Genomic DNA, 26,190 nt, shown 5'->3' with positions numbered 1-26,190 from the left:
GCCTGTCTTATTCTCCGGCCACCTCCACTCCTATAAAGATGCCGCACATGCTGCGCACCGGTGTTTTCATTTTCCTCGCTTCACTCTTCGCTTTTTCGGTAAATACACACGCCGCTGCCCTGCCCGCGCCCAGTGACGGCTCGCCGGCCTTGCGCATTCAGGGATCGAACACGATTGGCGCGCAACTGGGGCCGGCGCTGGTCAAAGGCCTGCTGGCGCAGCAAGGCGCACAGTCCATTCAGGAACAAGCGGGCGCGCACCCCAACGAGCGGCGTATCACCGCCCAGTTGCCGTCCGGCCAGAATGTCAGCATCGACATTGCGGCACACGGATCGAGCACAGGGTTCGCGGCCCTGAAGGACGGCTTGGCAGATGTAGCAGCCTCCTCGCGCCCCATCAAAAACAGTGAAGCCATGGAGCTGGCAGCCTTGGGCGACTTGCGCAGCCATCAGGTCGAGCAGGTCATCGCCATCGACGGCGTTGCGGTGATTCTCCATCCCGGCAACCCGCTGCGGGAGCTGAGCACAGTGCAACTGGCGAAAATCTTTGCCGGGGAGGTCCGCGATTGGGAGCAATTGGGCGGCACTGCCGGGGCCATTCATTTATATGCGCGGGATCAGCAGTCGGGCACCTTCGACACCTTCAACGAGCTGGTGCTGGCCAAGTCAGGCAAGACGTTGTCGAAGGAGGCCCGGCGGTTCGAGTCCAGCGAGGAATTGTCCGATCAGGTCAGCCAGGACCGCCAGGGCATCGGTTTCATCGGCCTGCCCTACGTCCGGCAGGCCAAGGCCGTGGCGATCATCGATGGCGAGTCCAAACCGATGCTGCCCACGGTCAGCCTGATCGCCACCGAAGACTATCCGCTGTCACGCCGTCTGTATTTCTACCTGCCGCCTGAGGCGAAGCAGCGCTGGGCCAAGGCGCTGGTGCGGTTCGCCCAGAGTCCGCAGGGACAGTCCATCGTGGCGCAAAACGGGTTTGTGGCGCAGACGGTGCAGGCGGTAAAAGTGCGGGCGACGACGCAGATGCCGCTGGCGTATCAAAATCTGGCGCGGGAGGCCGAGCGGCTGTCGGTGAATTTCCGTTTCGCCCAGGGCAGCGCGACCCTCGACACCAAGGCCATGCTTGATCTCAAGCGCGTGGTCGACTACCTGAAGGCCCATGACAAGCTGGATCAGAAGGTCACGCTGGTGGGATTTGGCGATGCCAAGAGCGACCCGGCGCGAGCGCAGTTGCTGTCCAGACTGCGCGCGATGGCAGTGCGCCGGGAGTTGCTGAAACATCAGGTGGTGCTGCGTGAAGTGCGCGGCTTCGGCGACGAAATGCCGGTGGCGACCAATGACGGCGATGAAGGCCGGATCAAGAACCGCCGGGTGGAGGTGTGGGTGGAGTGATGCGGTTCAAGCCCGCCAGCACTGTACGGCTTACTGGCGACGTCGTGGTCGGTCACCGATGTTCGCTGCGCATCATCTCCTTGGGCACGTACTTGCCAATCTCGAATTTGCCGATCGCCGCGCGGTGGACTTCGTCCGGGCCGTCGGCCAGGCGCAGGGTGCGCTGCATGGCGTACATGTAGGCCAGCGGGAAATCGCCGGACACCCCCGCACCGCCATGCATCTGGATCGCCCTGTCGATCACCCGCAGAGCGACGTTCGGCGCGACCACTTTGATCTGCGCGATCTCGCTCTTCGCCACCTTGTTGCCTACGGTGTCCATCATGTAGGCCGCTTTCAGGGTCAGCAGCCGGGCCATGTCGATTTCCATGCGCGAGTCGGCGATCTTGTCGATATTGCCCCCCAGTCGCGCCAGCGGCCGGCCAAACGCAGTGCGCTGCACCGAGCGTTTGCACATCAGTTCCAGCGCGCGCTCCGCCATCCCGACCGAGCGCATGCAATGGTGAATTCTGCCCGGGCCAAGGCGACCCTGGGCGATCTCGAAACCACGTCCTTCACCCAGCAGGACGTTTTCGTAAGGCACGCGCACGTTTTCGAACAGCACTTCGGCGTGACCGTGGGGCGCATCGTCGTAGCCGAACACCGGCAGCGGCCGCAGGATTTTTACCCCTGGCGTGTCAGTCGGCACCAGGATCATCGAATGCTGCTGATGACGCGGGCCGTCCGGGTTGCTCAGGCCCATGAACACCATGATCTTGCAGCGCGGGTCGCAGGCGCCGGAGGTCCACCATTTGCGGCCGTTGATGACCCACTCATCGCCATCACGCACTGCGGTCGCGGCCATATTGGTGGCATCCGAGGACGCCACATCGGGTTCGGTCATCGCAAACGCCGAGCGAATCTCGCCGCGCAGCAAAGGTTCCAGCCACCGTTCCTTCTGCGCCTCACTGGCGTAGCGCACCAGCACCTCCATGTTGCCGGTGTCCGGCGCCGAACAGTTGAACGGCTCCGGGCCGAGCAGCGAGCGGCCCATGATCTCCGCCAGCGGCGCGTACTCGAGATTCGACAGCCCTGCCCCGCATTCGGATTCCGGCAGGAACAGGTTCCACAGCCCCTCGGCCTTTGCCTTCGCCTTGAGCGCCTCCATGATCGCCGTCGGCTGCCAGCGGTCGCCTTCAGCCACTTGGCGCTCGAACACGGGCTCGGCGGGGTACACGTGAGTGTCCATGAAGGCCGTCACGCGCTCGCGCAGTGCCTGAACCTTGGGGGAGTAAGCGAAATCCATGGGGCGGCTGCCTTCTATGAGGTGTTGTCAGGTCGTGAGCCGATGCTAGATCAGCGCCCCCCATTTATCTAACCTATTCTCGGCGTGTATAAACATTCATAACCGATATATGATTCGGCGCATTCCAAACAACAAGAACTGCACGAGGCGCACAGCAATGAACCTGAGCAAGGTCGATCTCAATCTCTTTATTGTGTTTGACGCCATCTACACCGAAGCCAATCTGACCCGCGCCGGTCAGATCGTCGGCATCACCCAGCCTGCGGTGTCCAACGCCCTGTCGCGCCTTCGCGAAACCTTCAACGATCCACTGTTCGTGCGCACCGCCCAGGGCATGGTGCCCACCCCGATGGCGCAGAACATCATCGGCCCGGTGCGCAACGCCCTGTCGCTGCTGCGGGTGTCGGTGCAGGAGAGCCGGATTTTCAATCCGCTGCAGGCCAACAAGAATTACCGCATCAGCATGACCGACCTCACCGAAGCGGTGATTCTGCCGGCACTGTTCCAACGGCTGCGGCGCCTGGCGCCCGCCGTAACCATCGAAAGCTTTCTGTCCAAGCGCCGGGAGACGACCAAGGAACTCGCGGCGGGCCGACTGGATTTCGCCGTAGATGCGCCGTTGAATACCGACCCCCAGGTGCGCCACGTCAAGTTGATGGAAGACCGCTACGTGTGCGCCATGCGCCGTGGCCACCCGCTGGCGAACAAGGAGGCCATCAGCCTGGATGACTACCTCGGCGTCGCGCACATTCATATTTCCAGCCGGCGCAGTGGCTTGGGTTATGTGGATCTGGCGCTCGGAAAAATGGGTATCCAGCGTAAGGTGGCGTTGCGTTCGCAGCATTACCTGATGGCCTCGCAGGTGTTGCAGCAAACCGACATGGTGATGACCGTTCCCGAGCGCTTCGCCCGGCGCAATGACCTGCATTTCGTGTACCTGCCGGTCAACGACGTGCCGACCGTCGAAACCCACCTCTACTGGCACGAAAGCACCGATCAGGACCCCGCCAACCGCTGGATGCGTGAGCAGATCATCGAGCTCTGCCAACTCGTTACCGCCCAGGAACGTAAATTGGGCAAGGCCCTTGAAGCAGTGAAGTGAAGGTTCAGCGGCGCCTGCGGTCAACGTAGGACCGGCTTTAGCCGGGAAGAGGCCCTTGCGGACACCATCCATTTTGCGGTGTCGCTGCTGGCCCTTTCCCGGCTGAAGCCGGTCCTACATTCAAAACGCCATCCTACGATTGGCAAAAGCTGTCCAGTGTTTGATAACACCCTTGACGTTAACGTAAAGCCCCACTTACGTTACGCCCAGGCCTTCCGTATCGAGCACTGCCATGACCGCCACCACCTACAGCATTTCCGACCTCGCCCGCGAGCTGGACATCACCACCCGCACCATCCGTTTCTACGAAGAACAAGGCATGCTCAGCCCCGAACGCCGGGGGATGGAGCGGGTATATTCGGCCCGTGACAAGGTCACCCTCAAACTGATTCTGCGCGGCAAACGCATCGGCTTTTCCCTCGCTGAGTGCCGCGACCTCATCGGTCTGTACGACCCCGACGGCGGCAACCACAAACAATTGAGCACCATGCTGGAAAAAATCGCCGAGCGTCGCGCGCAGCTGGATCAGCAGCTTCTGGACATTCAACACATGCAACTGGAGCTCGACACAGCAGAAGAACGCTGCAAGGCCGCACTGGAAATATCCAGCTGATTCAGTCCCATAGAACAACAACCTAAAGCCAAATCTTTCAGGAACGATGCCGCTATGTCTCTCCCTCAACGTGTGCGTCTGGTTGAAGTCGGCCCTCGGGATGGCCTGCAGAACGAATCCCGCCCGGTCAGCGTCAGCGACAAGCTGCAACTGGTGCACGACCTCGCCGATGCGGGCGTCAGCTATATCGAAGCGGGCAGTTTCGTGTCGCCGAAATGGGTGCCGCAGATGGCCGGCTCCGCTGAACTGTTCGCCGGCATCCAGCCGAAGGAAGGCGTGACCTACGCCGCGCTGGCACCCAACCTGCGCGGATTCGAAGACGCGCTGGCAGCGGGCGTGAAAGAGGTCGCGGTATTCGCCGCCGCCTCGGAATCGTTCTCCCAGCGCAACATCAACTGCTCGATCAGCGAGAGCCTGGACCGGTTTGTGCCGATCATGGAAGCCGCGCGATTGCACGGCATCAGCGTTCGCGGCTACGTGTCGTGCGTGCTGGGTTGCCCCTATGAAGGTGACATTTCACCGAAGCAAGTGGCGTCAGTCGCCAACGAGCTGTTCGCCATGGGCTGCTACGAGGTCTCCCTGGGCGACACCATCGGCACTGGCACGCCGGGCGCCACCCGCACGCTGTTCGACGTGGTCGCCGGACAGATCCCCCGGCGCAAGCTGGCCGGGCATTTCCACGACACCTACGGCCAGGCGCTGGCCAATCTCTACGCCAGCCTGCTGGAAGGCATTCACGTGTTCGACAGCTCCGTGGCCGGCCTCGGCGGGTGCCCCTATGCCAAAGGCGCGACCGGCAACGTGGCCAGCGAGGACGTGGTTTACCTGCTGAACGGCCTCGGCATTGAGACGGGTATCGATCTGGACAAGCTGATTGCAGCCGGTCAGCGCATCAGCGACACCCTCGGTCGGGCAAATGGGTCACGGGTGGCGAAGGCACGTCTGTCGGCCTGATGTGCGACAACTTGTCACACAGTGTTACCCTGCCCGCCATCGTGTTCAGGGAAACGGGTAACACGGAAACACCTGGCGACAGATTCAGTAGTGAATCAAGGCCGGTGAAATCCGCAAAGCCCCGCAAACCGGGAACTCTGAAAAGTTGGCATGGCTTCTGCTATGTCTTACGTACAACAAAAATAACAAATGCAATGACCCAATAAAAACAAGACGTATCGGCTCTGACATAACAAGAACAACACGGACAGAGACGCAGCTAACTGATTTTTTTGGAGTGGATCGCTCTACTTGAGGCTCTGGCCTCACGACCGGACTGAGAACAATAAAACTGCGTTCAGGCAGCTACCAGACGAGTCGGATCGAAAGATCGAAGCGGATCAGCGCTCAAAAAAATACGTTTGCTCTTGGCCCCGCTTGGGGGTCGCTCAGAAAAGAAAAAGAAGCTGGCTGCCAAAAACAACAACAGGCCACTTACTAATAAAAACGAGCATGCAATCGAACTTGAAGGGGAGCCCAGGCTCCCCTTCGTGCTATTCGTCATTCGTAAACCTCCCCTCCCGATTATCCCCAGCGACAGCACTTCATCGTCGTTGACATCACCACGACTGCAGGCTTACGTTAACGTAAAGGTGACGCAGTTTCTTTTCCCCCTGTCAGCCCTCCAATAACAACACGGGATGCAGTCCATGAATTACCCCACGCTCAATTTCGGCCTCGGCGAAACCCTCGACATGCTGCGCGACCAGGTGCGGGCCTTCGTGGCCGCCGAGCTTGCCCCGCGTGCCGCACAGATCGACAAAGACAACCTCTTTCCCGCCGACATGTGGCGCAAGTTCGGCGACATGGGCCTGCTGGGCATCACCGTCGATGAGCAGTACGGCGGCGCAGGCCTGGGCTACCTGGCCCATGTCATCGCCATGGAAGAAATCAGCCGGGGTTCTGCCTCCGCGGCGCTGTCCTACGGCGCCCATTCCAATCTCTGCGTCAACCAGATCAACCGCAACGGCACCCCCGAACAGAAAGCCCGCTACCTGCCCAAGCTGATCAGCGGCGAGCACGTGGGTGCCCTGGCGATGAGCGAACCCAACGCCGGCTCCGACGTGGTCTCGATGAAGCTGCGCGCCGACCGTCGGGGCGACCGCTTCGTGCTCAACGGCAGCAAGACCTGGATCACCAACGGCCCTGACGCCAACACTTACGTGATCTACGCCAAGACCGACCTGGAAAAAGGCGCCCACGGCATCAGCGCGTTCATCGTCGAACGCGACTGGCACGGCTTCTCCCGAGGCAACAAGTTCGACAAGCTCGGCATGCGCGGCTCCAATACCTGCGAGCTGTTCTTCGATGACGTCGAAGTGCCGGAAGAAAACCTGCTCGGCGCGCTCAACGGCGGCGTGAAGGTGCTGATGAGCGGCCTGGATTACGAGCGCGTCGTGCTCTCGGGCGGGCCGGTCGGGATCATGCAGGCGTGCATGGACGTCGTCCTGCCTTACATTCACGACCGCAAACAATTCGGCCAGAGCATCGGCGAGTTCCAGCTGATCCAGGGCAAGGTTGCCGACATGTACACCCAGCTCAACGCCAGCCGCGCCTACCTGTACGCCGTGGCCCAGGCCTGCGAGCGCGGCGAGACCACGCGCAAGGACGCCGCCGGGGTGATCCTCTACGCCGCCGAGCGCGCCACGCAATTTGCCTTGGACACCATCCAGATTCTCGGCGGCAACGGCTACATCAACGAATTCCCCGCCGGACGACTGCTGCGCGACGCCAAGCTCTACGAGATCGGCGCCGGGACCAGCGAAATCCGCCGCATGCTGATCGGGCGTGAGCTGTTCAACGAAACCCGCTGACAGCGCCGGAGGCCCCATGACCACTCTGCACACCCAGATCAACCCGCGCTCGCCGGAATTCGCCACCAACAGCGAGGCCATGCGCAAGCAACTTGACGCCCTGCACGGCCTGCTCGACCACGTACAGCGCGGCGGCGGTGCCAAGGCGCAGGAACGCCACACCTCCCGGGGCAAACTGCTGCCCCGGGAGCGGATCAACCGCCTGCTGGATCTCGGCTCGCCCTTCCTCGAACTCAGCCAGCTCGCCGCCCATGACGTGTACGGCGAAGACGTCCCGGCTGCAGGGCTAATCGCCGGCATTGGCCGGGTCGAAGGCGTCGAATGCATGATCATCGCCAACGACGCCACGGTGAAAGGCGGCACCTACTACCCGCTGACCGTGAAAAAACACCTGCGCGCCCAGACCATCGCCCAACAGAATCGCTTGCCGTGCATTTACCTGGTGGACTCCGGCGGCGCCAACCTGCCCCGCCAGGACGAGGTGTTCCCAGATCGCGAGCACTTCGGCAGGATCTTCTTCAATCAGGCCAACCTGAGCGCCGAGGGCATCGCCCAGATCGCCGTGGTCATGGGTTCCTGCACTGCGGGCGGCGCCTATGTGCCGGCCATGGCCGACGAAACCATCATGGTCCGCGAACAAGCAACCATCTTTCTCGCCGGGCCGCCGCTGGTGAAAGCCGCAACAGGCGAAGTGGTCAGCGCCGAAGACCTCGGCGGGGCCGATGTGCACTGCAAAATCTCCGGTGTGGCCGATCATTACGCCGACAGCGACGACCACGCACTGGCGCTGGCACGGCGCTGCGTGGCCAACCTGAACTGGCGCAAGCTCGGCCAGTTGCAGACCCGCCCGCCTCAGGCGCCGTTATATGGGGATGACGAGCTGTACGGCGTGATCCCGGCAGACGCCAAGCAGCCGTTCGACGTGCGCGAAGTCATCGCGCGGCTGGTGGACGGTTCGGTGTTCGATGAATTCAAGGCGCTGTTCGGCACCACGCTGGTGTGCGGCTTCGCCCATCTGCACGGCTACCCGATCGCCATCCTCGCCAACAACGGCATTCTCTTCGCCGAAGCCGCGCAGAAAGGCGCGCACTTCATCGAACTGGCCTGCCAGCGCGGCATTCCGCTGTTGTTCCTGCAGAACATCACCGGCTTCATGGTCGGCCAGAAGTACGAGGCCGGGGGCATCGCCAAGCACGGCGCCAAGTTGGTGACTGCCGTGGCGTGCGCGAACGTGCCGAAGTTTACGGTGATCATCGGCGGCAGTTTTGGCGCGGGCAACTACGGCATGTGCGGCCGCGCTTATGACCCGCGCTTTCTGTGGATGTGGCCCAACGCGCGCATTGGCGTCATGGGCGGCGAACAGGCCGCCGGCGTGCTGGTGCAGGTCAAACGTGAACAGGCCGAACGCAGCGGCCAGACCTTCAGTGCCGAGGAAGAAGCGGCATTGCGCCAGCCGATCCTCGATCAGTACGAGCATCAGGGCCACCCCTGGTATTCCAGCGCCCGGCTGTGGGACGACGGTGTCATCGACCCCGCCCAGACCCGCGACATTCTCGGCCTTGCCATCAGCGCCTCGCTCAACGCTGCCATCGAACCGACCCGCTTCGGCGTGTTCCGGATGTGACCCGAGAGACTCGCCCCATGAATGATTTCGCCACACTCGACATCGTCCTCGACCCTCGTGGGTTCGCCACGCTCTGGCTCAATCGGCCGGAGAAAAACAACGCCTTCAACGCGCAGATGATTCGCGAGCTGATCATTGCTCTGGATCAGCTGCAGAAGGACGACAGCCTTCGCTTTCTGCTGTTGCGCGGACGCGGCCGACACTTCAGCGCCGGTGCCGACCTGGCCTGGATGCAGGAGTCGGCCAACCTCGACTACAACACCAACCTGGGCGATGCCCGCGAGCTGGGTGAGTTGATGTACAACCTCGCCAAGTTCAAGGCGCCGACCCTCGCCGTCGTGCAAGGCGCGGCCTATGGCGGCGCACTGGGCCTGATCAGTTGCTGCGACATGGCCATCGGCGCCGATGACGCGCAGTTCTGCCTCTCGGAAGTGAAGATCGGCCTTGCTCCGGCGGTGATCAGCCCGTTCGTGGTGCAGGCGATTGGCGAACGTCACGCGCGACGCTACGCGCTGACCGCCGAACGTTTCGACGGTACCCGGGCGCGGGAAATCGGCCTGCTGGCCGAGTGTTACCCCGCTGCCGAGCTGGAACAGCACCTGGAACACTGGATCGCCAACCTGATGCTCAACAGCCCCCAGGCCATGCGCGTCAGCAAAGACCTGCTGCGCGAAGTCGCCGACGGTGAGCTGACCCCTGCCCTGCGCCGCTATTGCGAGAACGCCATCGCGCGCATCCGCGTCAGCGCCGAAGGCCAGGAAGGTCTGCGCGCGTTTCTGCAGAAGCGCGAACCCGCCTGGCGCGGCGAACCCCGCACGCTATCCCAACCGCTGCAAGGCCCGCGGCCCCCACAAGGAGAGTCGCACTGATGAGCGTCCCGCACATGCAACCACTGAATTCGGTGCTGATCGCCAACCGTGGCGAAATCGCCTGCCGCGTCATGCGCACGGCCAAGGCCATGGGCCTGACCACCGTCGCCGTCCACAGCGCCACCGACAGCAACGCGCGGCACGTCCGTGAGGCGGACATCGCGGTGAACCTCGGGGGCAGCAAGCCCAGCGAAAGCTATCTGCAAATCGACAAGCTGATCGAAGCAGCCAAAGCCAGCGGCGCCCAGGCCATCCATCCCGGTTATGGGTTTCTCTCGGAAAACGCAGGTTTTGCCCGCGCGGTGGAACAGGCCGGCCTGATTTTCCTTGGCCCGCCCGCCTCGGCCATTGACGCCATGGGCAGCAAATCAGCGGCCAAGTCGCTGATGGAAACCGCTGGCGTGCCACTGGTGCCCGGCTACCACGGCGAGGCCCAAGACGCCGCGACCTTCCGCGAAGCGTCCGCCCGCATCGGCTACCCGGTGCTGCTCAAGGCCACCGCCGGCGGTGGCGGCAAGGGCATGAAGGTGGTCGAGCGCGACGAGGATCTGGCCGAGGCGCTGGCGTCCGCGCAACGTGAGGCGCAGTCGTCGTTTGGCGACTCGCGCATGCTCGTCGAAAAGTACGTGCTCAAGCCGCGCCACGTGGAGATTCAAGTATTCGCTGACCAGCACGGCCACTGCCTGTACCTCAACGAGCGCGACTGCTCGATTCAGCGCCGGCACCAGAAAGTCGTCGAAGAAGCCCCGGCGCCGGGCCTGACACCGCACATGCGTCAGGCCATGGGCGAAGCGGCGGTGCGCGCGGCACAGGCGATCGGCTACGTCGGCGCCGGCACGGTGGAGTTTCTGCTGGACGCCCGGGGCGATTTCTTCTTCATGGAAATGAACACGCGCCTGCAGGTCGAGCACCCGGTGACCGAGGCAATTACCGGGCTGGACCTGGTGGCCTGGCAGATTCGCGTGGCCCAGGGCGAGCCGCTGCCGATCACCCAGGCGGAAGTGCCGCTGAACGGCCACGCGATTGAAGTGCGGCTGTATGCGGAAGATCCGGCCAACGACTTTTTGCCCGCCACCGGGACGCTGACGCTGTATCGCGAATCATCTGCGGGGCGGGGGCGTCGCGTCGACAGCGGCGTGGCAGAAGGCGACGAGGTCTCGCCGTTCTACGACCCGATGCTCGGCAAACTGATTGCCTGGGGCCAGACCCGCGAAGAAGCGCGCTTGCGATTGCTGGCGATGCTCGACGAATTTGCCATCGGCGGTTTGCGTACCAACCTCGGGTTTTTGCGCCGCATCATCGCCCACCCGGCCTTCGCCGACGCCGAGCTGGACACCGGTTTTATCCCTCGCTATCAAGACGAGCTGCTGCCAGCGGCCGAGGGTTTGACAGAGGAATTCTGGCAGCTGGCGGCACAGGCATACCTGAGCACCGCGCCAGTGACGGTCAGAGCCGACGACGCCCATTCGCCCTGGTCGGCCCGCACCGGGCTGCGCCTGGGCGGCCCGAGCGAAGTGACGTTGCACCTAGCGTGTGGCACAGAGAACCGAAGCATTGTGCTGCGTGGTGACTCGCAGCAGGGCGTTCGGCTGAATGGCGAGCACCTGCTGATCGAGCGGGATGGCGTGCGCCGGCAGACCCTTGCGATCCGCCGGGCTGACACGCTTTACCTGCAATGGCAGGGCGATGTGCATGGGATCCGCCCGGTTGACCCGATTGCCGACGTGGATTCAAACCACGGCCACCACGGCGGCCTCACCGCCCCCATGAACGGCAGCATCGTTCGGGTGTTGGTCGGCGTGGGCGAACAGGTGCAGGTCGGCACTCCGCTTGTGGTCCTGGAAGCGATGAAAATGGAACACAGCATCCGCGCGAACACCGCCGGCACCGTGACAGCGCTGTATTGCAGCGAAGGTGAGATGGTCAAGGAAGGGACAGTGCTGGTGGAACTGGAAGCTGTGGTACAGGCCGAATGATCGGCTGCTGGCCGGCTGCAGTTATGTAGGACCGCGTGCAGCCGGGAAAGCGCCAGCAGTCACGCCGCGCCATTGAGGGTGGACAAACTGGCCTCTTCCCGGCTAAAGCCGGTCCTACTAAGCGATGCATCCAGTGCGATAAAAGGAGGCCTGACCGGCCTCCTCCCTGTCTTTACGCCGCTACTTCATACAACTTCAGCACTTCAACCTCACCACTGACCAGGCTCTGGCGCATCCGTGCCGCCTGCAGTGCCGCCGCTTTCATCGCGCTTTCCTTGACGTGACCATAGCCGCGAATCCGCTCCGGCAGGCGCGCCAGATTCAGCGCGGTGTGCCGATTGCCGGCACTCAGGTGGCCAAGGATCAGCTCGATGTCGCCCACATACGCATCAATCAACTCGCGCTCCTGTCGACGCTCAACGCTGCGGCCGAACGGATCGAGCACCGTGCCGCGCAGGAATTTGAATCGCGCCAAAACATCGAACGCCTTCAGCATCCACGGCCCGAAACTGCGTTTGCGCGGCACGCCGTTCTTCGGGTCACGCTTGGCCAGCCAGGACGGCGCCAGATGAAACTCGATGCGGTAATCGCCTTCGAACTGCGCTTGCAGCTGACGGGTGAAATCGCCGTTGCTGTACAGCCGCGCCACTTCGTACTCGTCCTTGTAGGCCAGCAGCTTGAAGTAGTTAAACGCCACCGCCTCGGTCAACGCAGGCGGCTGGCCCGGAAACAGCCGCGCTTCGGCCTCCCGCACACGGTTCACCAGCGTCAGGTACCGCTCGCTGAGCGCACCATTCTGATAGGCGATCAAACCGTGAACATTGCGCGTGACACGCTCCTCCAGGGTCAGGTGCTCAGGGTCCGGCGTTGGCTGGGTCTGCGGATTGGCGGCCGCTTGCACCGCCGGGAGGTCAAACGCGGCACGACGCCCCCACAGGAACGCTTGCTGGTTCAGATTGACCGCCACGCCGGTGAGCTCGATGGCTTTTTCGATGGCTGCAGAGGTCAGCGGAATCAGTCCCAGCTGGAAGGCATAGCCCAGCATGAAGAGGTTGCTGGCGATGCTGTCACCCATCAGTTTGGTCGCCAGATCCGTCGCTTGCACGAAATGCGTTTTATCAGCGCCGACGGCTTCGCGGATGGTCTGCATCATCGCTTCGGCCGGAAATTCAGCGTCGGGATTGCGGGTGAATTCAGCCGTTGGCGTTTGCTGGCTATTGATCACTGCATGGCTTTTCGCGCTGTTGAGCTTGGCGATGGCATCAGGGCCCGACGCCACCAACAGGTCACAGCCCAGCAGCAGATGCGCCTCACCGGCCGCGATGCGCACGGCGAACAGATCTTCCTGGCGCGCGGCGATACGAATGTGGCTGACCACCGGGCCAAACTTCTGTGCCAGACCGGCCTGGTCGAGCACGCTGCACCCCTTGCCTTCCAGATTGGCCGCGTAACCCAGCATCGCGCCGACAGTGGTCACGCCCGTTCCGCCCACACCCGGCAGCAGAATGTTGTATGGCTGATCGAGGCTCGGCAGCGTCGGCTGCGGCAGCTCCGCGAAGGCCTGGGCCTGCTTGGGCAACTGTGGCTTGCGCAGTTTGCCGCCGTGCACCGTCACGAAGCTGGGGCAAAAGCCCTCGACGCAGCTGAAATCCTTGTTGCACGCGCTCTGATCGATTTCGCGCTTGCGCCCTTCCGGTGTTTCCTTCGGCAGCACCGACAGGCAACCCGATTTGACGCCGCAATCGCCACAGCCTTCGCACACGGCCGGGTTGATGATGGCGCGCTTGTCCAGATCGACCATCGTGCCGCGTTTGCGGCGACGGCGTTTTTCCGTGGCGCAGGTCTGGTCGTAGATGATCACCGACACGCCCTTGAACTCACGCAGTTCGCGCTGCACGGCGTCCAGGTCGCTGCGGTGGTGGAAGGTGGTGATCGGTGCAAACTGCTCGCTGCTCGGGTATTTCTCCGGCTCATCCGAGACCAGCGCAATGCGCTGAACGCCTTCGTTGAACACCTGCCGGCTGAGCTGATCCACCCGCAACACGCCATCGATGGGCTGGCCACCGGTCATGGCGACGGCGTCGTTATAGAGAATCTTGTAGGTGATATTGACCTTCGACGCGACGGCCGCCCGCAGCGCCAGGTGCCCGGAGTGGAAGTACGTGCCGTCGCCAAGGTTCTGGAACACGTGGGGCGTTTCAGTGAAAGGCGCCTGGCCGATCCAGGTCACGCCCTCACCGCCCATCTGGGTGAACGTCTCGGTTTCCCGGTCCATCCAGATGGTCATGTAATGGCAGCCGATACCGGCCAGGGCGCGACTGCCCTCGGGTACGCGGGTCGAGGTGTTGTGGGGGCAGCCGGAGCAGAAATGCGGGGTGCGCTGGGTGTTGAACAGCGGCGCGGCGAGGGCTTTTTCCTTGTCGGCCAGAAACTGCAGGCGTGCCTCGATTTTCGGGCTGCTGTAGATCGGCGCAAGGCGCTTGGCGATGACGCGGGCGATCATTGCCGGCGTCAGTTCAGCCAGGTTGGGCAACAGCGAGCGGCCTTCTTCATCGAACTCACCGACCACGCGAGGGCGCTGATCCACCGGCCAGTTGTACAGCTGACCGGTGAGCTGATCCTCGATCACGCTGCGTTTTTCCTCGACCACCAGGATTTCGTCCAGCCCTTCCGCAAAGCCGTGCACTGACACCGGCTCCAGCGGCCAGCTCATGCCGACCTTGAGCACGCGTATGCCCACCGACGCGCACAGGTCCTCGTCGATACCCAGTTCTTCCAGGGCCTGACGCACGTCGAGGTACGACTTGCCGGTGGTGATGATGCCCAGGCGCGGCTGTGGGGAATCTATCACCACCTTGTTGAGATTGTTGGCCCGGGCGAATGCGCGGGCGGCGTAGATTTTGTAGGTATTAAGCCGGGCTTCCTGAGCCAGCGGCGGGTCGGGCCAGCGAATGTGCAGGCCGCCTTCGGGAATCTGGAAGTCTTCGGGAATCTGGGTCTGGATGCGCAGCGGATCGACTTCGACCACGGCTGAGGAATCGACGTTTTCGGCGATGGTTTTCATCGCCACCCAGCACCCGCTGTAGCGCGACAGCTCCCAGCCGATGATGCCGTAGTCGAGGATTTCCTGGACGTTGCTGGGGTTGAGCACCGGGATCATCGAGGCGATGAACGCGTGTTCGCTCTGGTGCGCGATGGTCGACGATTTGCAGCCATGGTCGTCGCCCGCGAGGATCAGCACGCCGCCCTTTTCGGCGACGCCGGCCGAGTTGCCGTGCTTGAACACGTCGCCGCAGCGGTCAACGCCCGGGCCCTTGCCGTACCAGAGGGCGAAGACGCCATCGTACTTGCCGTGGGGGAACAGATTGACTTGCTGACTGCCCCAGACCGCCGTCGCGGCGAGTTCTTCGTTGACGCCCGGCTGGAAATGAATGGCGTTCTGCTGGAGATAATCCTTGGCGTCCCAAAGGCTCTTGTCGAGGTTGCCCAACGGCGAGCCGCGATAGCCCGAGATAAACCCGGCGGTGTTGAGCCCGCGGGCTTCATCGCGCTGCTTCTGCAGCATCGGCAGGCGGGTCAGCGCCTGGGTTCCGGTCAGGTACAGATTGCCGGTTGCGAGTCGGTACTTATCGTCCAGACGAATATCAGCCAGGGACATTCAGGCACTCCTTTGTTTTTATTAGTGCGTTTTGAATGCGGCGCCAGTGGCGTGTGCAGCCTTGCCAGCGCCTCGCCGTCAGGACGGTTCAGCCCGACGGTCACAGACAAAATACTGCCTGCGCGGCAGAGGCTTTTTCTTCCTAAATCGACGCGAATCTGCTCATATCGTGCATGCCCGTTCCCGTTCAAGAATAAAAAAGGGTCAATTCATGCAGGTCAAGCTCAGCCCCATCGATCGCAAGATCCTCCGTCTGTTGCAGCACGACGCCAATCTGTCCGCCGCCGAGATCGCCGAGCGCGTCGAACTCTCGCAATCGCCCTGCTGGCGGCGCATCAATCGTCTGGAAGAAGAAGGCATCATCGAGCGTAAAGTCGCCCTGCTCAACCCGGCCAAACTCGGGCTGACCATGACCGTGTTCGTCGACGTCAAGCTGTCCGGGCACGGGCGCAAGTACCTGACGGAGTTCGAGGAGGCGATCACCGGGTTTCGAGAGGTGCTGGAGTGCTACACCATGGCCGGCGACATGGATTTCCTGCTCAAGGTGGTGGTGCAGGACATCGCCAGCTACGAGCGTTTTCTGCGCGACCACCTGCTGCAAAGCCCCCATGTGCAGGAAGCGCATTCGAACATCGCGATGAGTGTGGTGAAGCGTACGACAGAATTGCCCATCGACTAGGCTGCCGATTTGCTGAGCTGCAGGCTGACGGAGAGGCGAAGGCAAAAACCGCCCACGGGAAAAACTCTTTTCACAGGGGCGCGAAAAAAGCATTGACTCTCAAATGGGAATGATTATTATTGAGCGCAACCAGTCGCGAGACTGGCTGGTAACCCAGAAGCCTTAGGTCGGCTTCCGGATTATCTCCTCATCAGGCTAATCACGGTTTTTGACCCGGCTTATTGCCGGGTCTTTTTTTTATGCCCTTTTCGGGTCTGGGTTCGGTCGGGTGTTGCGTCTTCAGGCTAATGAAGAGGGTTCGACAGTGATCTGTCTTTTCGATGGCGCGCATCATAGCAAATGGAGCGAGCAATGCACCGTTGCCGCTGTCAAAAACTGACACATTCAGTAAAAAACACCCGTTAAAGATCCGAACGCACTCCCGTTGTTTTCCGCGACCGCCGCTATTCAAACAGTGAGCAATACGCCATGACTCAGCCGTTCGATTCGTTGATGACCGCCTCCACCGTGCCGCCTGCCCTGGGCGCGAGCGCTGAAACCGACCTGTACCGACGCCGTCTTCAGCGGTTGCCGCGCAGGGTTCAGCAGGTGTTTCTGCTGAGCCGCCTCGACGACTTTTCCTACACCGACATCGCCCAACTGCTTGATATCGACGCCACCGCCGTCGAACGCTGCATGACCGCAGCGCTCGAACGTTGTGTCAGCGAATCCGCCGAACATGACCCGGCCCGAGCCATTTTGCTTCAGGCCCTGCGCTGGTACGTGCACCTGCAAAGCCCCCAGGCCACCGCCAGTCAGCGCATCGAATTCCGTCACTGGCTCGACGCCGATCCCCGACACCTGGCAGCCTTTCAAAACAGTGAGCAGTTCTGGCGCACGCTTCATGCACCCGCTGCGATTCTGGGCGCCAGTGGCTGGCATCGGCGCAAGCCCCGCGCCTATGTCGGCTGGTTGCTGATGACGGTGCTGCTGTGCGGTCTGCTGGTGACTGCCGAGGCGTACAGCTGAGTCAGGCTCCGACCCTTTGGCGAACGATTCTGTCGCCGTGCCCCCGCTGGTTGCGTGTAAAGTAATTGTCATAACAGCCCAGTGAGGGAATCAGGCGCGGCCTGCATTACCTCCCGATGGCCTCGTAATGGCAGATCATGCAATCAGGACGCTCCCGTGACTCAAACCGCCCTTAATATCTCCGCCGATTTCGACAGCGGCAACATCGTCGTGCTCGACGCCAGCAACCCGAAAGCGGTGCAACTGGCGATTCGCCCTGACACCAAGAGCGCGCACTTCCAGTGGTTCCATTTCAAGGTCGACGGCCTGCAGATCGGCGAGCCCCACGGTTTCAGCCTGACCAATGCTGGCGCGTCGAGCTACAACGGCGCCTGGACCGGCTACAACGCAGTTGCCTCCTACGATCAGAAAACCTGGTTCCGCGTGCCGAGCCAGTTCGACGGCCGTGCGCTGAACTTCGAGCTGACGCCCAGCGAATCCCAGGTGTGGTTTGCCTACTTCGAACCCTACAGCCGCGAGCGCCACGACTGGCTGGTGAATGAAGCGCTGGACAAGGCCGGCACCGAGCTGCTGGCCACCGGCAAGAGCGTCGAAGGCCGGGACATCCCGCTGCTGCGCAAGGGCGACGGCGCGGCGGGCAAGCGCAATATCTGGATCATCGCCCAACAGCACCCCGGCGAGCACATGGCCGAGTGGTTCATGGAAGGCATCATCGAGCGGCTACAGGAAAACGACCCTGAGTTGCAGGCGTTGCTGGCGTCGGCGAACCTGTACCTGGTGCCGCACATGAACCCGGACGGCTCGTTCCACGGCCATCTGCGCACCAACGCCCAAGGCAAGGACCTCAACCGCGCCTGGCAGGACACGACCCCCGAGCTCAGCCCGGAAGTGTTCTTCGTCAAAACCCAGATGGAAAAATACGGCGTGGACATGTTCCTCGACGTCCACGGCGATGAAGAAATCCCCTATGTCTTCACCGCCGCCTGCGAAGGCAATCCGGGGTACACCGACCAGCAAGCCCGATTGGAAGCGGATTTCCGCGCCCGGTTGGGCGGCTTGACCCGGGACTTCCAGAGCAAATACGGCTATCCGAAATCGGCGCCGGGCCAGGCCAACATGAACCTGGCGTGCAACAGCGTCGGTGAGCGTTACAAGTGCCTGTCGCTGACGCTGGAAATGCCGTTCAAAGACAACGATGACGCACCGGATGTCATCACCGGCTGGTCGGGCCAGCGCTCGAAACAGCTCGCCCGCGATGTGCTGACCACGCTGGGGCAGATGGTGTCAGTGCTGCGCTGAGGCGTGAGCTGACTTTTATTACGGTCCAGAAACGCCATCGCCAGCGGGTTCGCGCCTGCTGGCGATGGCGTCAATCGCGGTGACGACAAGCATTAATCCCGCGATTTCCCCCTCAGCATGCTGTCCAGCACCTCATCCCTCCGCACCCATCCGTGAAACAGTGCGGCAGCCAGATGCGCGAGAATCGTCAGGAAGAACAGGTACGCCAGGTAGGCGTGGGCCTTGCGCAGCAGCGCGAAGGTGTCCGGGTTGGCGGCAACGATGGACGGCAGGCGCACTGAACTGCCGAGCATGACCGGATCCCCGGCGGCGGAAATCATCGCCCAGCCAATCAGCGGCATCGCCAGCATCAGCGCATACAGCACGTAATGCGACAGCTTCGCCGCCAGCGCCTGCACGGCCGGCAAGTCAGCCGGTAACGGCGGCGTCACCGTGGTCACACGCACAATGATCCTGACGATGACCAGCAGCAGAATCGCAATGCCCAAAGGCTTATGCAGGTTCAGGAGCCATTCATGGCGCTCGGACACCGACGCGACCATGCCGGCGCCGATGAACAGCATGGCGATGACCATCAGCGCCATCACCCAGTGCAGCAGGCGCGCCAGTGGGGCGAAATGCTTGACGGGCGTGCTCATGGCTGTTTCTCCAGGGCGGGTTCGGCTTTCAACTGATCGACTTCACTGGTGCGGCGCATGTAGGACGCGGCGTAGGCCGCCGATCGCGCGGCGAGCAACGGGTCATCCGAGCCTTCGATGCCACTGGGCAAAATCAGCGGGTCGTAATTGATGTCGCGGCAGTCGCCGTTCAACTGCGAGCTGTCGGCGTTGACCACCAAGGTCCCGGCGTCCACGGTCTTGTGCTCGCCGGACCAGGCTTTGGATGCGTCGTTGGTCGGGTCCTGGGGGTTGGCCAGGGTCAGCACCAGCTTCCAGCGTTGTGGGCCGCTGGCCAGTCTGTCGTTGAGGTCCTTGTTCAGGTACTCCTTGGCGTCGGGCGCAGGCGATGCATCGGTCGCCTCCGGCACCAGACTCCAGCGCACCGGCTGACGCTTGCCATCGGCGTTCACCAGCACGAAGGCGTTGACGCTGTTGTAGGTCTCGGTGACGAAACTGGCCGACGGCTTGGCGGTCTTGACCCACGCCAGAAACGGCTGGGCTTCCGGGTGCGCGGCGAAGAACGCCGGGGGTTTCGCCGGGTCGGGCTTGCCGGTCTTGGGGTCAGGTCCGGTGGCGATTTGCAGATCGATGAAGGCCTCAGGCGTGCCGACCGGGAACACCGGCATGCTGTTCATGCCCGTGCGCCATTGCTGGCCGTTGGGCTGGGTGAACTGCACGGCGAAACTGCGCAATGGCGCGGCGCTGTCGGGGGAATACGGATTGCCCGTGGGCACGGCCAGACGGCCGATCACCGGGGTGCGCCCGCTGGCGAAGACTTCGGCTTTGGAGAGGCTGGCAGCGGCGCCGTTGCTCTCGAACACGCCGGCGACGCAGATGCCTTTCGGGTGGTTGCGACGGTAACCGGGATGCACACCGTTGTTACGTTCGAAGACGTCAACCACCCGCGCCGGTGTCAGTCGCTGTGGGTCGAGGCTGCCATTGACGTAGGCAAACGCGCCGGCGGCGATCAGCACGATCAGGCCAATGCCGGCCAGACGCGCCAGTTTTTCGGGATTACTCAGCGGGGGTTTACGGGGATACGGTAGCTCACGGTCAATCATCGATAACACTCCGGGCTTCTCGCCTCTGGGGACAGCAACATGCTTGGCACGCTTTGTTTATAGCCGGGTGCTCGAATTTTGCCAGGCCCAAGTCTTTGAGCGCCTGATTGCCGGAGCACGGCCAAAATCGGAGTGTGATCATGCTGGCCCCTTCCCGGCTGAAGCCGGTCCTACGAAGGCAGCTCATCCAGCCAGTGAGACCGCATGCGAACTCGACTGTAGGACTGGCTTTAGCCGGGAAAGCGCCGGATGGCGCGCTGCGAAACCGACGTTGTACCGCTATCAGCCGTTCAGCTTCGACGGATCACTCTGCAACAGGACCTTGGCATGAATCCCGGCCAGGGTGTCTTTCAGGGTCGACGTGCCACGGCCCTGCTTCGCCTCTTTGTCCTGTTGCAAAGCCTGCTGCAGCACGCTGAGGAAATTCTGGGTCTTGGAGGTGGAGATCGGCGTGTGAGTGTCTTTTTCCAGGCGGCCCATCACGTACTTGGCAATGCGCGTCGACTGGCTGGCCGACTGGCTCAACGTCGCATCGACCAGTTCGCCTTTCTTGTAGCCAATGCTGGTTTTGCTACTGGCCTGATCGCTGACCTGGTAATACAGGTAGTTCTGGCTCGCGGGATCGGTGCTCAACGCCAGCTTCTGCCCGCCTGGCAGGGGCTTGTGATAACTGGCGGTGAGCTGAGATTGCTGGTCCTGAACGATGGTCCGGTTCAACTGGTCGCGTCCCTTGGATTGGGTGGTTTGCGACAGGGTGTAGGCGAAGGTGTCCAGTTCGCCGGGGCGTGCCAGGTTGCCTTCGACGTTCTTCTCGCTGACCGAGGCGCTGAAGTCGCCGAGGCCGGTCAACAGGCCGTGATCGGTGTCCGTCAGTTCGATCGAGCTCACCGTCTTCGCCGCCGTGGAGACGCGGGTGTCCGGGTAATTGGAGTGCAGCGTTTTGAACGCGTCCTCGAACATCGACAGCAGTTGCGCGTCGCCGTCACCGCGTTTGCGCGCCGACTCGATCTGGCTGACATAGCCGTCCAGCGCTTTCGCCTGCTGAGCACTGTCGCCCCGAATGGCCGCGTTTTTCAGGTCCACCGACAGCTCAAGATTCCCCAGCGCGCCACTCATGCGCACCGAACGCTGGTCGGCATCGGCGCGTAGTTCAAGGGTCTGGGCGCTGCCGTCTTCGAGTTTAAAACTGGTTTTCAAATCAACGGAAGCAAAGGCCTTCGAGTCGAAATGGGTCAAGGCGTCGAGCTTCAGGGTCGGCGGTTTGGCCGTCAGGCCGTCGATGGCCGACTGAAAACCGTCCGCCATGGCATTCAGCGCGTTGAGCTCGTCGTCGCTGAGGTCGCCCCCGCTCACCTGGGCCTGCACCGCCAGACCGTCGTCCTGACTGGAAAGGCTCAGCTCGATGGTTTTACCGCTGGCGGTTTTCAGCGTCAGGCTGATGCTGTTGGCCGGATTGCTGTGCAGGCGGTCCTGGGCGGCAGCGAGCTCTGCAGGCTCCAATGCTTTGCCGGTCGTCGAGCGCAGCACCGATTGGGAAATGTTCTGGCCGGTCTGCGCCAATTGACTGAGCAGCGTCGCGCCCAGGCCCTGGAAGCGACCGGCTGTGGCGGAAGTGCTGAAATTGCCCATCATCGCCAGCGAGACCTTGTCCTGCCGGGTGTACTCCCAGGCGGGCGGTACGTTGGCATCAGGCATCAGGCCACGGACGTTGTAGACCAACGGGGCGCTGACCTTGTCGTCCTGGCCGAGCATGACGACGGACGACGGCGTGGCGCTGGTGGTGGCAGCAGCGGCGTTGTCATTCAGCGCGACGGTGGCCGCCGGTTTGACCACTGGCATCAACTGGGCGGATGAGGTGACCGAAGCAATCGCTGACATGGCACTTCCCTGTTCAAGTGAGTAATAGACTTCCTGAACAGGGTGTCGGCGCGGGCTTTTGTAACTTGAGCGATACAAACATGGGGCAGTCCGTTAAAAGCGATTACGGCAAGCGCTGCCCTTTCACTATTTTGTTTCCGCTGGTGGGATCTGCGCCGTAACTCGGCCACAATACGCCCCGATCCCAGGCGCCAGGGCTTTATGCCTTTCGGTTCGCCGCACAACCCGCCACCCCAGGACTGAGCAATGCCCCAAGAGCGAATCGCTGCACTTCGGCTTCCCAAACCCATCCAGGGTGCGATTGACGATCTGGTGCGCGCGTTGAATGCCGCCACCACCAAGGAAGACCTCGAACGCGAGGCCTCCATGGAAATCAGTTTCATCCTCAGCCTGGAGACCAGCCGACGTCTTCGCCCGGCCGATGTAGAAACGCTGTACATGATCTTCGACGACGCCGTGCAAGAACGCCTCAGCCAATTGGGTCACGGCTGATCTGCACGCGCGCCGGATTTTTCCAGCGCATAAGCATCCAATGCCGAGACGGCCCCACGGCCCGCACTTCGAATGCTTTCAGCAAAGGACCCCCCATGACGTTTTACATCTTCCTCATCGCTTGCGCCGCGGCGGCCAGCACCGGCATCATTTTCAAACCGGGCAGCTGGTATGAATCGCTGCAAAAGCCACGCTTCACCCCGCCCAACTGGCTGTTTCCGGTGGCCTGGACGACGATTTATCTGCTGCTGGCCTGGGCCGGTTATCGCCTGACCCTGATCCCCGGCAGCGAAACCGTGCTGGCGTTATGGGCCGCTCAGATTGCCTTGAATACCCTGTGGACGCCGGTGTTCTTCGGCGCCCACCGCATCATGGCGGGCCTGATCATCATTTCGCTGCTGTGGTTGGTGGTAGCCGCCATGGTCGTGCTGGGGATCCAGCTGGACCTCATCACCGGGCTGATCCTGTTCCCGTACCTGGTCTGGCTGACCGTCGCTTCGGCGCTGAATTTTTCGATTCTGCGTCATAACCGGTAACGCGGCTCAGGCGGCCCTGGCCCGGCCGGCCTGCTGAATCAGCAGACCGGCCAGCGCCGACACCGCCAGCAAGACTACAACCCCGCCGTAGACATTGGTGGTGGTCACCAAGCCCGCCGTTTTGATCGACGCGCCGGCCAGCAGCGCCGGAATGCAGAACGCCAGATAACTCAAGGCCAGAAAGGCCGCCATCAATGCGCCCCGCTCGTGGGCGTGAGCCAGGGGCAGCAACAGCCGCAGGGCGCCGAGAAAACTCGCACCGAAGCCGATCCCCGCCACCACCGCGCCGGTGAAGAACAGCCACAACCAGCCCAGATTCACTGCCGCCAGAATCACTGAAACCCCGATTGCCAGAAAACTGCAGCCCACCAACAAGGCCAGCCGAGGCGCGCGCAAACGCAGGTTATGAATCGAAATCGCACCACTGATGGTCAGCGCTGCCACGGCAAAGCCGCCGTTGAGCACCGAGGTCGAGCCGGTCGCGGCAGTCAGCAGTGACGGTGCGAGGGACAGGAAAAATCCGCCCAGCGCCCAGGCGGCGATGTCCGCCGGCAGCACCAACAGCAATGTCCCCCTGGCCTGTGCAGGTACGGCGAGCCGCGGTCGCAGGGTTTTCAGCACGCCCGGCTGCGGGGTCACCGTTTCAGCGACCCGCAACAGATACACCGCCTGACCCGCGAACGCCGCGAGGAGCAAGCCATAGGCCAGGCCCATGGGCAGCGGCGCGTACTGCACCAGCGCACTGGTGCCGAGCGCCCCCAGTGCCATGCCGAACATCGGTGTGATGCTGTTGAGCAACGGCCCCTGCTGCGCATCGCTGTCGAGCATCGCGGCACCCAACGCGCTGGTGGCAATGCCGGTCGCCACGCCCTGCAGCACCCGCGCGACAATCAGCCAACTGACGTCGGTGGCGGCGATGAACAGCAGCATCGCGACGATCTCCAGCAGCAGCCCGATGAATATCACCGGGCGGCGGCCGAGGTAATCCGACAGCGAGCCGAACACCAGCAGCGTCGCCAGCAGGCTCATGGCGTAAACGGCAAAAATCACCGTCAACAATACCGATGAGAAGCCCCACGCCTGTTGATAGAGGTGGTAAAGCGGCGTGGGCGCGCTGGACGCGGCGAAGAAACACAGCAGCACGAAAGCCAGAAAACCCAAGTGGCTCCGCCCCCGACCATCGACTTGCGGGTTCTGCAAAGAATCAGACACGAGTACACTCTCCCGAAAAAGCACGCCACAAAAGCTATTAATTAGCTTTAGGAGTGTGCGAGCAACGTCTGCTTAAAGCAAATACTTTGTGTTAGGGTCCGCAGCATGGCTATCAAAGAAGGCATTCGCACCGGCGGCCGCAGTGCCCGGGTGCAGACATCGATTCACGCAGCCGTTCGCGATCTGCTCCAGGAGCAGGAGCGTTCAGCCCTCAGCGTGCCCATGATTGCAGCCCGTGCCGGTGTCACGCCGTCCACCATTTACCGGCGCTGGGGCGACCTGACCTCACTGCTGGCCGATGCCGCTGTCGAGCGTCTGCGCCCCGACGAGCCGGTGGATTGCGGCAACCTGCGCGATGACCTGCGCACCTGGGTCGAGGTCTACCTCGAAGAGACCAACTCGGCCCCCGGCCGCGAGATGATGCGCGACGTGGTTTCCAGCAGCGCGACCCTGTGCTCGGGCAAGTGCCTGAATATGGTTCGCGATCAGCTGCAGATCATCATCGACCGCGCCCGGGACCGCGGCGAACAAAGTCCTTCGGCGGATGAACTGGTGGATGCCGTTGTCGCGCCGATGGTCTACCGCATTCTGTACGCCGAATCGGCGCCGTCCCTCGATCGCATGCACCAATTGCTGGATCGCTGCCTGAGCTGAGCCTCTGCCCATGGTGCTTGCGGCCAAGCGAGCACAGGGCGCAACGACTGGGTATCATGGGCGCCCATTGACCACAGGCGCCCTTCCCCCCATGCACACCCTTGCAGACCTGCGTGCCGGCAAACTGGCAGGCATCACGCGGCTCAATCTCAGCGCCGACCTCGGCGAATTCCCTGAGGAGATTTTCAGCCTCGCCGATTCCCTGGAAGTGCTGGACCTCAGCGGCAACCGTCTGACCGAATTGCCCGCCGACCTGCACCGGCTCAAGCGCCTGAAAATCCTATTCTGCTCCAACAACCCGTTTACCCGCCTGCCGGAATGCCTGGGCCAGTGCGAGAAGCTGTTCTTCGTCGGTTTCAAGGCCTGCAAGATCGCTCATGTCCCGACCATCGCATTGCCGCCCTCGCTGCGCTCACTGGTGCTGACCGACAACCGCATCGAGACTCTGCCTGAAGCCATCGGCGACTGTGCGCAGCTGCAGAAGCTGATGCTCGCGGGCAACCGGCTGCGGCAATTGCCGGCATCACTGGCCCGCTGTCAGCGCCTGGAGCTGGTACGGATCGCGGTCAACGATTTCCATGAACTGCCGCGCTGGCTGCTGGAAATGCCCGCGCTGGCCTGGTTGGCGTTTGCCGGCAACCCGCTGAACGACATCCACACCGAAGAGCCGATCCGGCAGATTCCGTGGCCGCAACTGGCGCTGCAACAGGTGCTGGGCGAAGGCGCCTCCGGAGTGATTCAACAGGCGCAGTGGCGCGCGGATGCCGACGCGTCGGCGCTGGACGTTGCCGTGAAGCTGTACAAAGGCGATGTCACCAGCGACGGCTCGCCGTTGAACGAGATGCAGGCCTGCATTGCGGCCGGGCGGCATGCTCACCTGATTCCTGTGCTCGGGGAGATTCAGGATCACCCGCAGGGCGCTCGCGGTCTGGTGATGGAGCTGATTTCGCCGTCATTCGTGACCCTTGCGCGTCCTCCGACCCTGGAATCCTGCACCCGTGACACCTATGGCGGCACCCGGCTGAGCGTTTCGACCGTGAAGCGCATGGCTGCCGGGATCGCCGCGGCGTGCGCACATTTGCACGCCCACGGCATCAACCACGGCGATCTGTACGCCCACAACATCCTCTGGAACGAGGGTGGGGACAGCCTCCTGGGGGATTTCGGCGCAGCGGCGTTCTATCCGGATGAAGAAACGGGACAAAGGCTGGAACGCATTGAAGTCCGGGCGTTTGGGGTATTGCTGGGGGAGTTGCTGGACTGCTGCGAAGCAAACGATGGGGGGACTGCCGGCCTGCGGGAACTGGAGCAGCGCTGCGTGCAGGCGGATGTGATGCAGCGGCCCGGATTTGCGGAGGTTGAGCGGCAGTTCTGAACGCTGGCG

At 62.5% G+C, this 26,190-nt stretch carries 21 protein-coding genes; 15 read left to right on the top strand and 6 right to left on the bottom strand.

Annotation, left to right across the window (positions count from 1 at the left end; all coding sequences use genetic code 11):
- Nucleotides 1-38: 38 nt before the first annotated feature.
- Complete coding sequence (locus tag SLW75_RS03285) at nucleotides 39-1,394, top strand: substrate-binding domain-containing protein (RefSeq protein ID WP_410933529.1); 1,356 nt, start codon at nucleotides 39-41, stop codon at nucleotides 1,392-1,394.
- 52 nt (nucleotides 1,395-1,446) lie between these two features.
- Here SLW75_RS03285 and SLW75_RS03280 read toward each other — a convergent pair whose 3' ends face one another.
- Entirely contained in the window at nucleotides 1,447-2,679 is a 1,233-nt protein-coding gene (locus tag SLW75_RS03280; protein ID WP_369317843.1) for an acyl-CoA dehydrogenase, read from the bottom strand.
- A gap of 157 nt (nucleotides 2,680-2,836) precedes the next feature.
- Between SLW75_RS03280 and SLW75_RS03275 the strand changes: the two genes are divergently transcribed.
- From SLW75_RS03275 to SLW75_RS03245, 7 genes are all read left to right on the top strand, one after another.
- A complete protein-coding gene (locus SLW75_RS03275; RefSeq protein WP_192131770.1) occupies nucleotides 2,837-3,781 on the top strand; it encodes a LysR family transcriptional regulator in 945 nt (314 codons plus the stop codon).
- A 232-nt stretch (nucleotides 3,782-4,013) separates the two neighbouring features.
- Nucleotides 4,014-4,394, top strand: coding sequence for a MerR family transcriptional regulator (locus tag SLW75_RS03270; RefSeq protein WP_410930152.1), 381 nt, complete (start codon nucleotides 4,014-4,016; stop codon nucleotides 4,392-4,394).
- 54 nt (nucleotides 4,395-4,448) lie between these two features.
- A complete protein-coding gene (locus SLW75_RS03265; RefSeq protein ID WP_410933528.1) occupies nucleotides 4,449-5,348 on the top strand; it encodes a hydroxymethylglutaryl-CoA lyase in 900 nt (299 codons plus the stop codon).
- A gap of 689 nt (nucleotides 5,349-6,037) precedes the next feature.
- A complete protein-coding gene (locus tag SLW75_RS03260) occupies nucleotides 6,038-7,201 on the top strand; it encodes an isovaleryl-CoA dehydrogenase (RefSeq protein WP_065990591.1) in 1,164 nt (387 codons plus the stop codon).
- A 16-nt stretch (nucleotides 7,202-7,217) separates the two neighbouring features.
- Nucleotides 7,218-8,825 (top strand): carboxyl transferase domain-containing protein, encoded by a 1,608-nt coding sequence (locus SLW75_RS03255; RefSeq protein ID WP_410933527.1) that lies wholly within the window; start codon nucleotides 7,218-7,220, stop codon nucleotides 8,823-8,825.
- Between the two features lie 17 nt (nucleotides 8,826-8,842).
- The gene (locus SLW75_RS03250) at nucleotides 8,843-9,694 is read left to right on the top strand and encodes a gamma-carboxygeranoyl-CoA hydratase (RefSeq protein ID WP_410933526.1); all 852 of its coding nucleotides are present in this window, start codon (nucleotides 8,843-8,845) and stop codon (nucleotides 9,692-9,694) included.
- Complete coding sequence (locus tag SLW75_RS03245; RefSeq protein ID WP_410933525.1) at nucleotides 9,694-11,670, top strand: acetyl/propionyl/methylcrotonyl-CoA carboxylase subunit alpha; 1,977 nt, start codon at nucleotides 9,694-9,696, stop codon at nucleotides 11,668-11,670. Before SLW75_RS03250 ends, SLW75_RS03245 begins: the two co-directional genes overlap by 1 nt.
- Nucleotides 11,671-11,842: 172 nt before the next feature.
- Here SLW75_RS03245 and SLW75_RS03240 read toward each other — a convergent pair whose 3' ends face one another.
- Nucleotides 11,843-15,328, bottom strand: coding sequence for an indolepyruvate ferredoxin oxidoreductase family protein (locus tag SLW75_RS03240; RefSeq protein ID WP_410933524.1), 3,486 nt, complete (start codon nucleotides 15,326-15,328; stop codon nucleotides 11,843-11,845).
- A 211-nt stretch (nucleotides 15,329-15,539) separates the two neighbouring features.
- Between SLW75_RS03240 and SLW75_RS03235 the strand changes: the two genes are divergently transcribed.
- The 3 genes from SLW75_RS03235 to SLW75_RS03225 all read left to right on the top strand — a co-directional run bounded on the left by SLW75_RS03235 (nucleotide 15,540) and on the right by SLW75_RS03225 (nucleotide 18,314).
- Nucleotides 15,540-16,007, top strand: coding sequence for an Lrp/AsnC family transcriptional regulator (locus SLW75_RS03235; protein ID WP_065990584.1), 468 nt, complete (start codon nucleotides 15,540-15,542; stop codon nucleotides 16,005-16,007).
- Between the two features lie 468 nt (nucleotides 16,008-16,475).
- On the top strand, nucleotides 16,476-17,015 hold the full coding sequence (locus SLW75_RS03230) for a DUF4880 domain-containing protein (RefSeq protein ID WP_083233157.1): 540 nt from the start codon (nucleotides 16,476-16,478) through the stop codon (nucleotides 17,013-17,015).
- Nucleotides 17,016-17,171: 156 nt separating this feature from the next.
- On the top strand, nucleotides 17,172-18,314 hold the full coding sequence (locus SLW75_RS03225) for a M14-type cytosolic carboxypeptidase (RefSeq protein ID WP_410933523.1): 1,143 nt from the start codon (nucleotides 17,172-17,174) through the stop codon (nucleotides 18,312-18,314).
- Between the two features lie 92 nt (nucleotides 18,315-18,406).
- Here SLW75_RS03225 and SLW75_RS03220 read toward each other — a convergent pair whose 3' ends face one another.
- The 3 genes from SLW75_RS03220 to SLW75_RS03210 form a co-directional block, all read right to left on the bottom strand.
- A complete protein-coding gene (locus SLW75_RS03220) occupies nucleotides 18,407-18,952 on the bottom strand; it encodes a cytochrome b (protein ID WP_410933522.1) in 546 nt (181 codons plus the stop codon).
- A complete protein-coding gene (locus SLW75_RS03215) occupies nucleotides 18,949-20,034 on the bottom strand; it encodes a catalase family peroxidase (RefSeq protein WP_410933521.1) in 1,086 nt (361 codons plus the stop codon). Before SLW75_RS03215 ends, SLW75_RS03220 begins: the two co-directional genes overlap by 4 nt.
- A gap of 282 nt (nucleotides 20,035-20,316) precedes the next feature.
- Complete coding sequence (locus SLW75_RS03210) at nucleotides 20,317-21,912, bottom strand: lactate dehydrogenase (RefSeq protein ID WP_410933520.1); 1,596 nt, start codon at nucleotides 21,910-21,912, stop codon at nucleotides 20,317-20,319.
- A gap of 246 nt (nucleotides 21,913-22,158) precedes the next feature.
- Between SLW75_RS03210 and SLW75_RS03205 the strand changes: the two genes are divergently transcribed.
- Nucleotides 22,159-22,404, top strand: coding sequence for a hypothetical protein (locus SLW75_RS03205; protein WP_065990575.1), 246 nt, complete (start codon nucleotides 22,159-22,161; stop codon nucleotides 22,402-22,404).
- 95 nt (nucleotides 22,405-22,499) lie between these two features.
- On the top strand, nucleotides 22,500-22,940 hold the full coding sequence (tspO, locus tag SLW75_RS03200) for a tryptophan-rich sensory protein TspO (protein ID WP_065990573.1): 441 nt from the start codon (nucleotides 22,500-22,502) through the stop codon (nucleotides 22,938-22,940).
- A 6-nt stretch (nucleotides 22,941-22,946) separates the two neighbouring features.
- On the opposite strand, the gene SLW75_RS03195 is transcribed toward tspO, so the two are convergent.
- The gene (locus tag SLW75_RS03195) at nucleotides 22,947-24,152 is read right to left on the bottom strand and encodes an MFS transporter (RefSeq protein ID WP_410933519.1); all 1,206 of its coding nucleotides are present in this window, start codon (nucleotides 24,150-24,152) and stop codon (nucleotides 22,947-22,949) included.
- 105 nt (nucleotides 24,153-24,257) lie between these two features.
- On the opposite strand from SLW75_RS03195, the gene SLW75_RS03190 reads away from it, so the two are divergent.
- Both SLW75_RS03190 and SLW75_RS03185 read left to right on the top strand, forming a co-directional pair.
- Nucleotides 24,258-24,806: a TetR/AcrR family transcriptional regulator gene (locus tag SLW75_RS03190; protein WP_192131794.1), complete on the top strand. Its 549-nt coding sequence runs from the start codon at nucleotides 24,258-24,260 to the stop codon at nucleotides 24,804-24,806.
- Between the two features lie 91 nt (nucleotides 24,807-24,897).
- Nucleotides 24,898-26,181, top strand: coding sequence for a leucine-rich repeat-containing protein kinase family protein (locus tag SLW75_RS03185; protein ID WP_410933518.1), 1,284 nt, complete (start codon nucleotides 24,898-24,900; stop codon nucleotides 26,179-26,181).
- Nucleotides 26,182-26,190: the final 9 nt, after the last annotated feature.

Origin of the sequence: Pseudomonas sp. W5-01 (genome assembly GCF_046540435.1) — a bacterium.
Classification (GTDB): Bacteria; Pseudomonadota; Gammaproteobacteria; order Pseudomonadales; family Pseudomonadaceae; genus Aquipseudomonas; species Aquipseudomonas graminis_B.
The sequence above is the reverse complement of the archived record's forward strand: the minus strand, read 5'-3'. Positions and strand labels throughout refer to the sequence as shown.

What these genes read in the sequence shown, in the direction of transcription:
- SLW75_RS03215 (WP_410933521.1), bottom strand. Translation starts at nt 20,034, where the DNA reads ATGATTGACCGTGAGCTACCGTATCCCCGTAAACCCCCGCTGAGTAAT.
- SLW75_RS03240 (WP_410933524.1), bottom strand. Translation starts at nt 15,328, where the DNA reads ATGTCCCTGGCTGATATTCGTCTGGACGATAAGTACCGACTCGCAACC.
- SLW75_RS03280 (WP_369317843.1), bottom strand. Translation starts at nt 2,679, where the DNA reads ATGGATTTCGCTTACTCCCCCAAGGTTCAGGCACTGCGCGAGCGCGTG.
- SLW75_RS03205 (WP_065990575.1), top strand. Translation starts at nt 22,159, where the DNA reads ATGCCCCAAGAGCGAATCGCTGCACTTCGGCTTCCCAAACCCATCCAG.
- SLW75_RS03275 (WP_192131770.1), top strand. Translation starts at nt 2,837, where the DNA reads ATGAACCTGAGCAAGGTCGATCTCAATCTCTTTATTGTGTTTGACGCC.
- SLW75_RS03255 (WP_410933527.1), top strand. Translation starts at nt 7,218, where the DNA reads ATGACCACTCTGCACACCCAGATCAACCCGCGCTCGCCGGAATTCGCC.
- SLW75_RS03210 (WP_410933520.1), bottom strand. Translation starts at nt 21,912, where the DNA reads ATGTCAGCGATTGCTTCGGTCACCTCATCCGCCCAGTTGATGCCAGTG.
- SLW75_RS03250 (WP_410933526.1), top strand. Translation starts at nt 8,843, where the DNA reads ATGAATGATTTCGCCACACTCGACATCGTCCTCGACCCTCGTGGGTTC.
- SLW75_RS03245 (WP_410933525.1), top strand. Translation starts at nt 9,694, where the DNA reads ATGAGCGTCCCGCACATGCAACCACTGAATTCGGTGCTGATCGCCAAC.
- SLW75_RS03220 (WP_410933522.1), bottom strand. Translation starts at nt 18,952, where the DNA reads ATGAGCACGCCCGTCAAGCATTTCGCCCCACTGGCGCGCCTGCTGCAC.
- SLW75_RS03230 (WP_083233157.1), top strand. Translation starts at nt 16,476, where the DNA reads ATGACTCAGCCGTTCGATTCGTTGATGACCGCCTCCACCGTGCCGCCT.
- SLW75_RS03235 (WP_065990584.1), top strand. Translation starts at nt 15,540, where the DNA reads ATGCAGGTCAAGCTCAGCCCCATCGATCGCAAGATCCTCCGTCTGTTG.
- SLW75_RS03270 (WP_410930152.1), top strand. Translation starts at nt 4,014, where the DNA reads ATGACCGCCACCACCTACAGCATTTCCGACCTCGCCCGCGAGCTGGAC.
- SLW75_RS03285 (WP_410933529.1), top strand. Translation starts at nt 39, where the DNA reads ATGCCGCACATGCTGCGCACCGGTGTTTTCATTTTCCTCGCTTCACTC.
- SLW75_RS03265 (WP_410933528.1), top strand. Translation starts at nt 4,449, where the DNA reads ATGTCTCTCCCTCAACGTGTGCGTCTGGTTGAAGTCGGCCCTCGGGAT.
- SLW75_RS03185 (WP_410933518.1), top strand. Translation starts at nt 24,898, where the DNA reads ATGCACACCCTTGCAGACCTGCGTGCCGGCAAACTGGCAGGCATCACG.
- SLW75_RS03260 (WP_065990591.1), top strand. Translation starts at nt 6,038, where the DNA reads ATGAATTACCCCACGCTCAATTTCGGCCTCGGCGAAACCCTCGACATG.
- tspO (WP_065990573.1), top strand. Translation starts at nt 22,500, where the DNA reads ATGACGTTTTACATCTTCCTCATCGCTTGCGCCGCGGCGGCCAGCACC.
- SLW75_RS03190 (WP_192131794.1), top strand. Translation starts at nt 24,258, where the DNA reads ATGGCTATCAAAGAAGGCATTCGCACCGGCGGCCGCAGTGCCCGGGTG.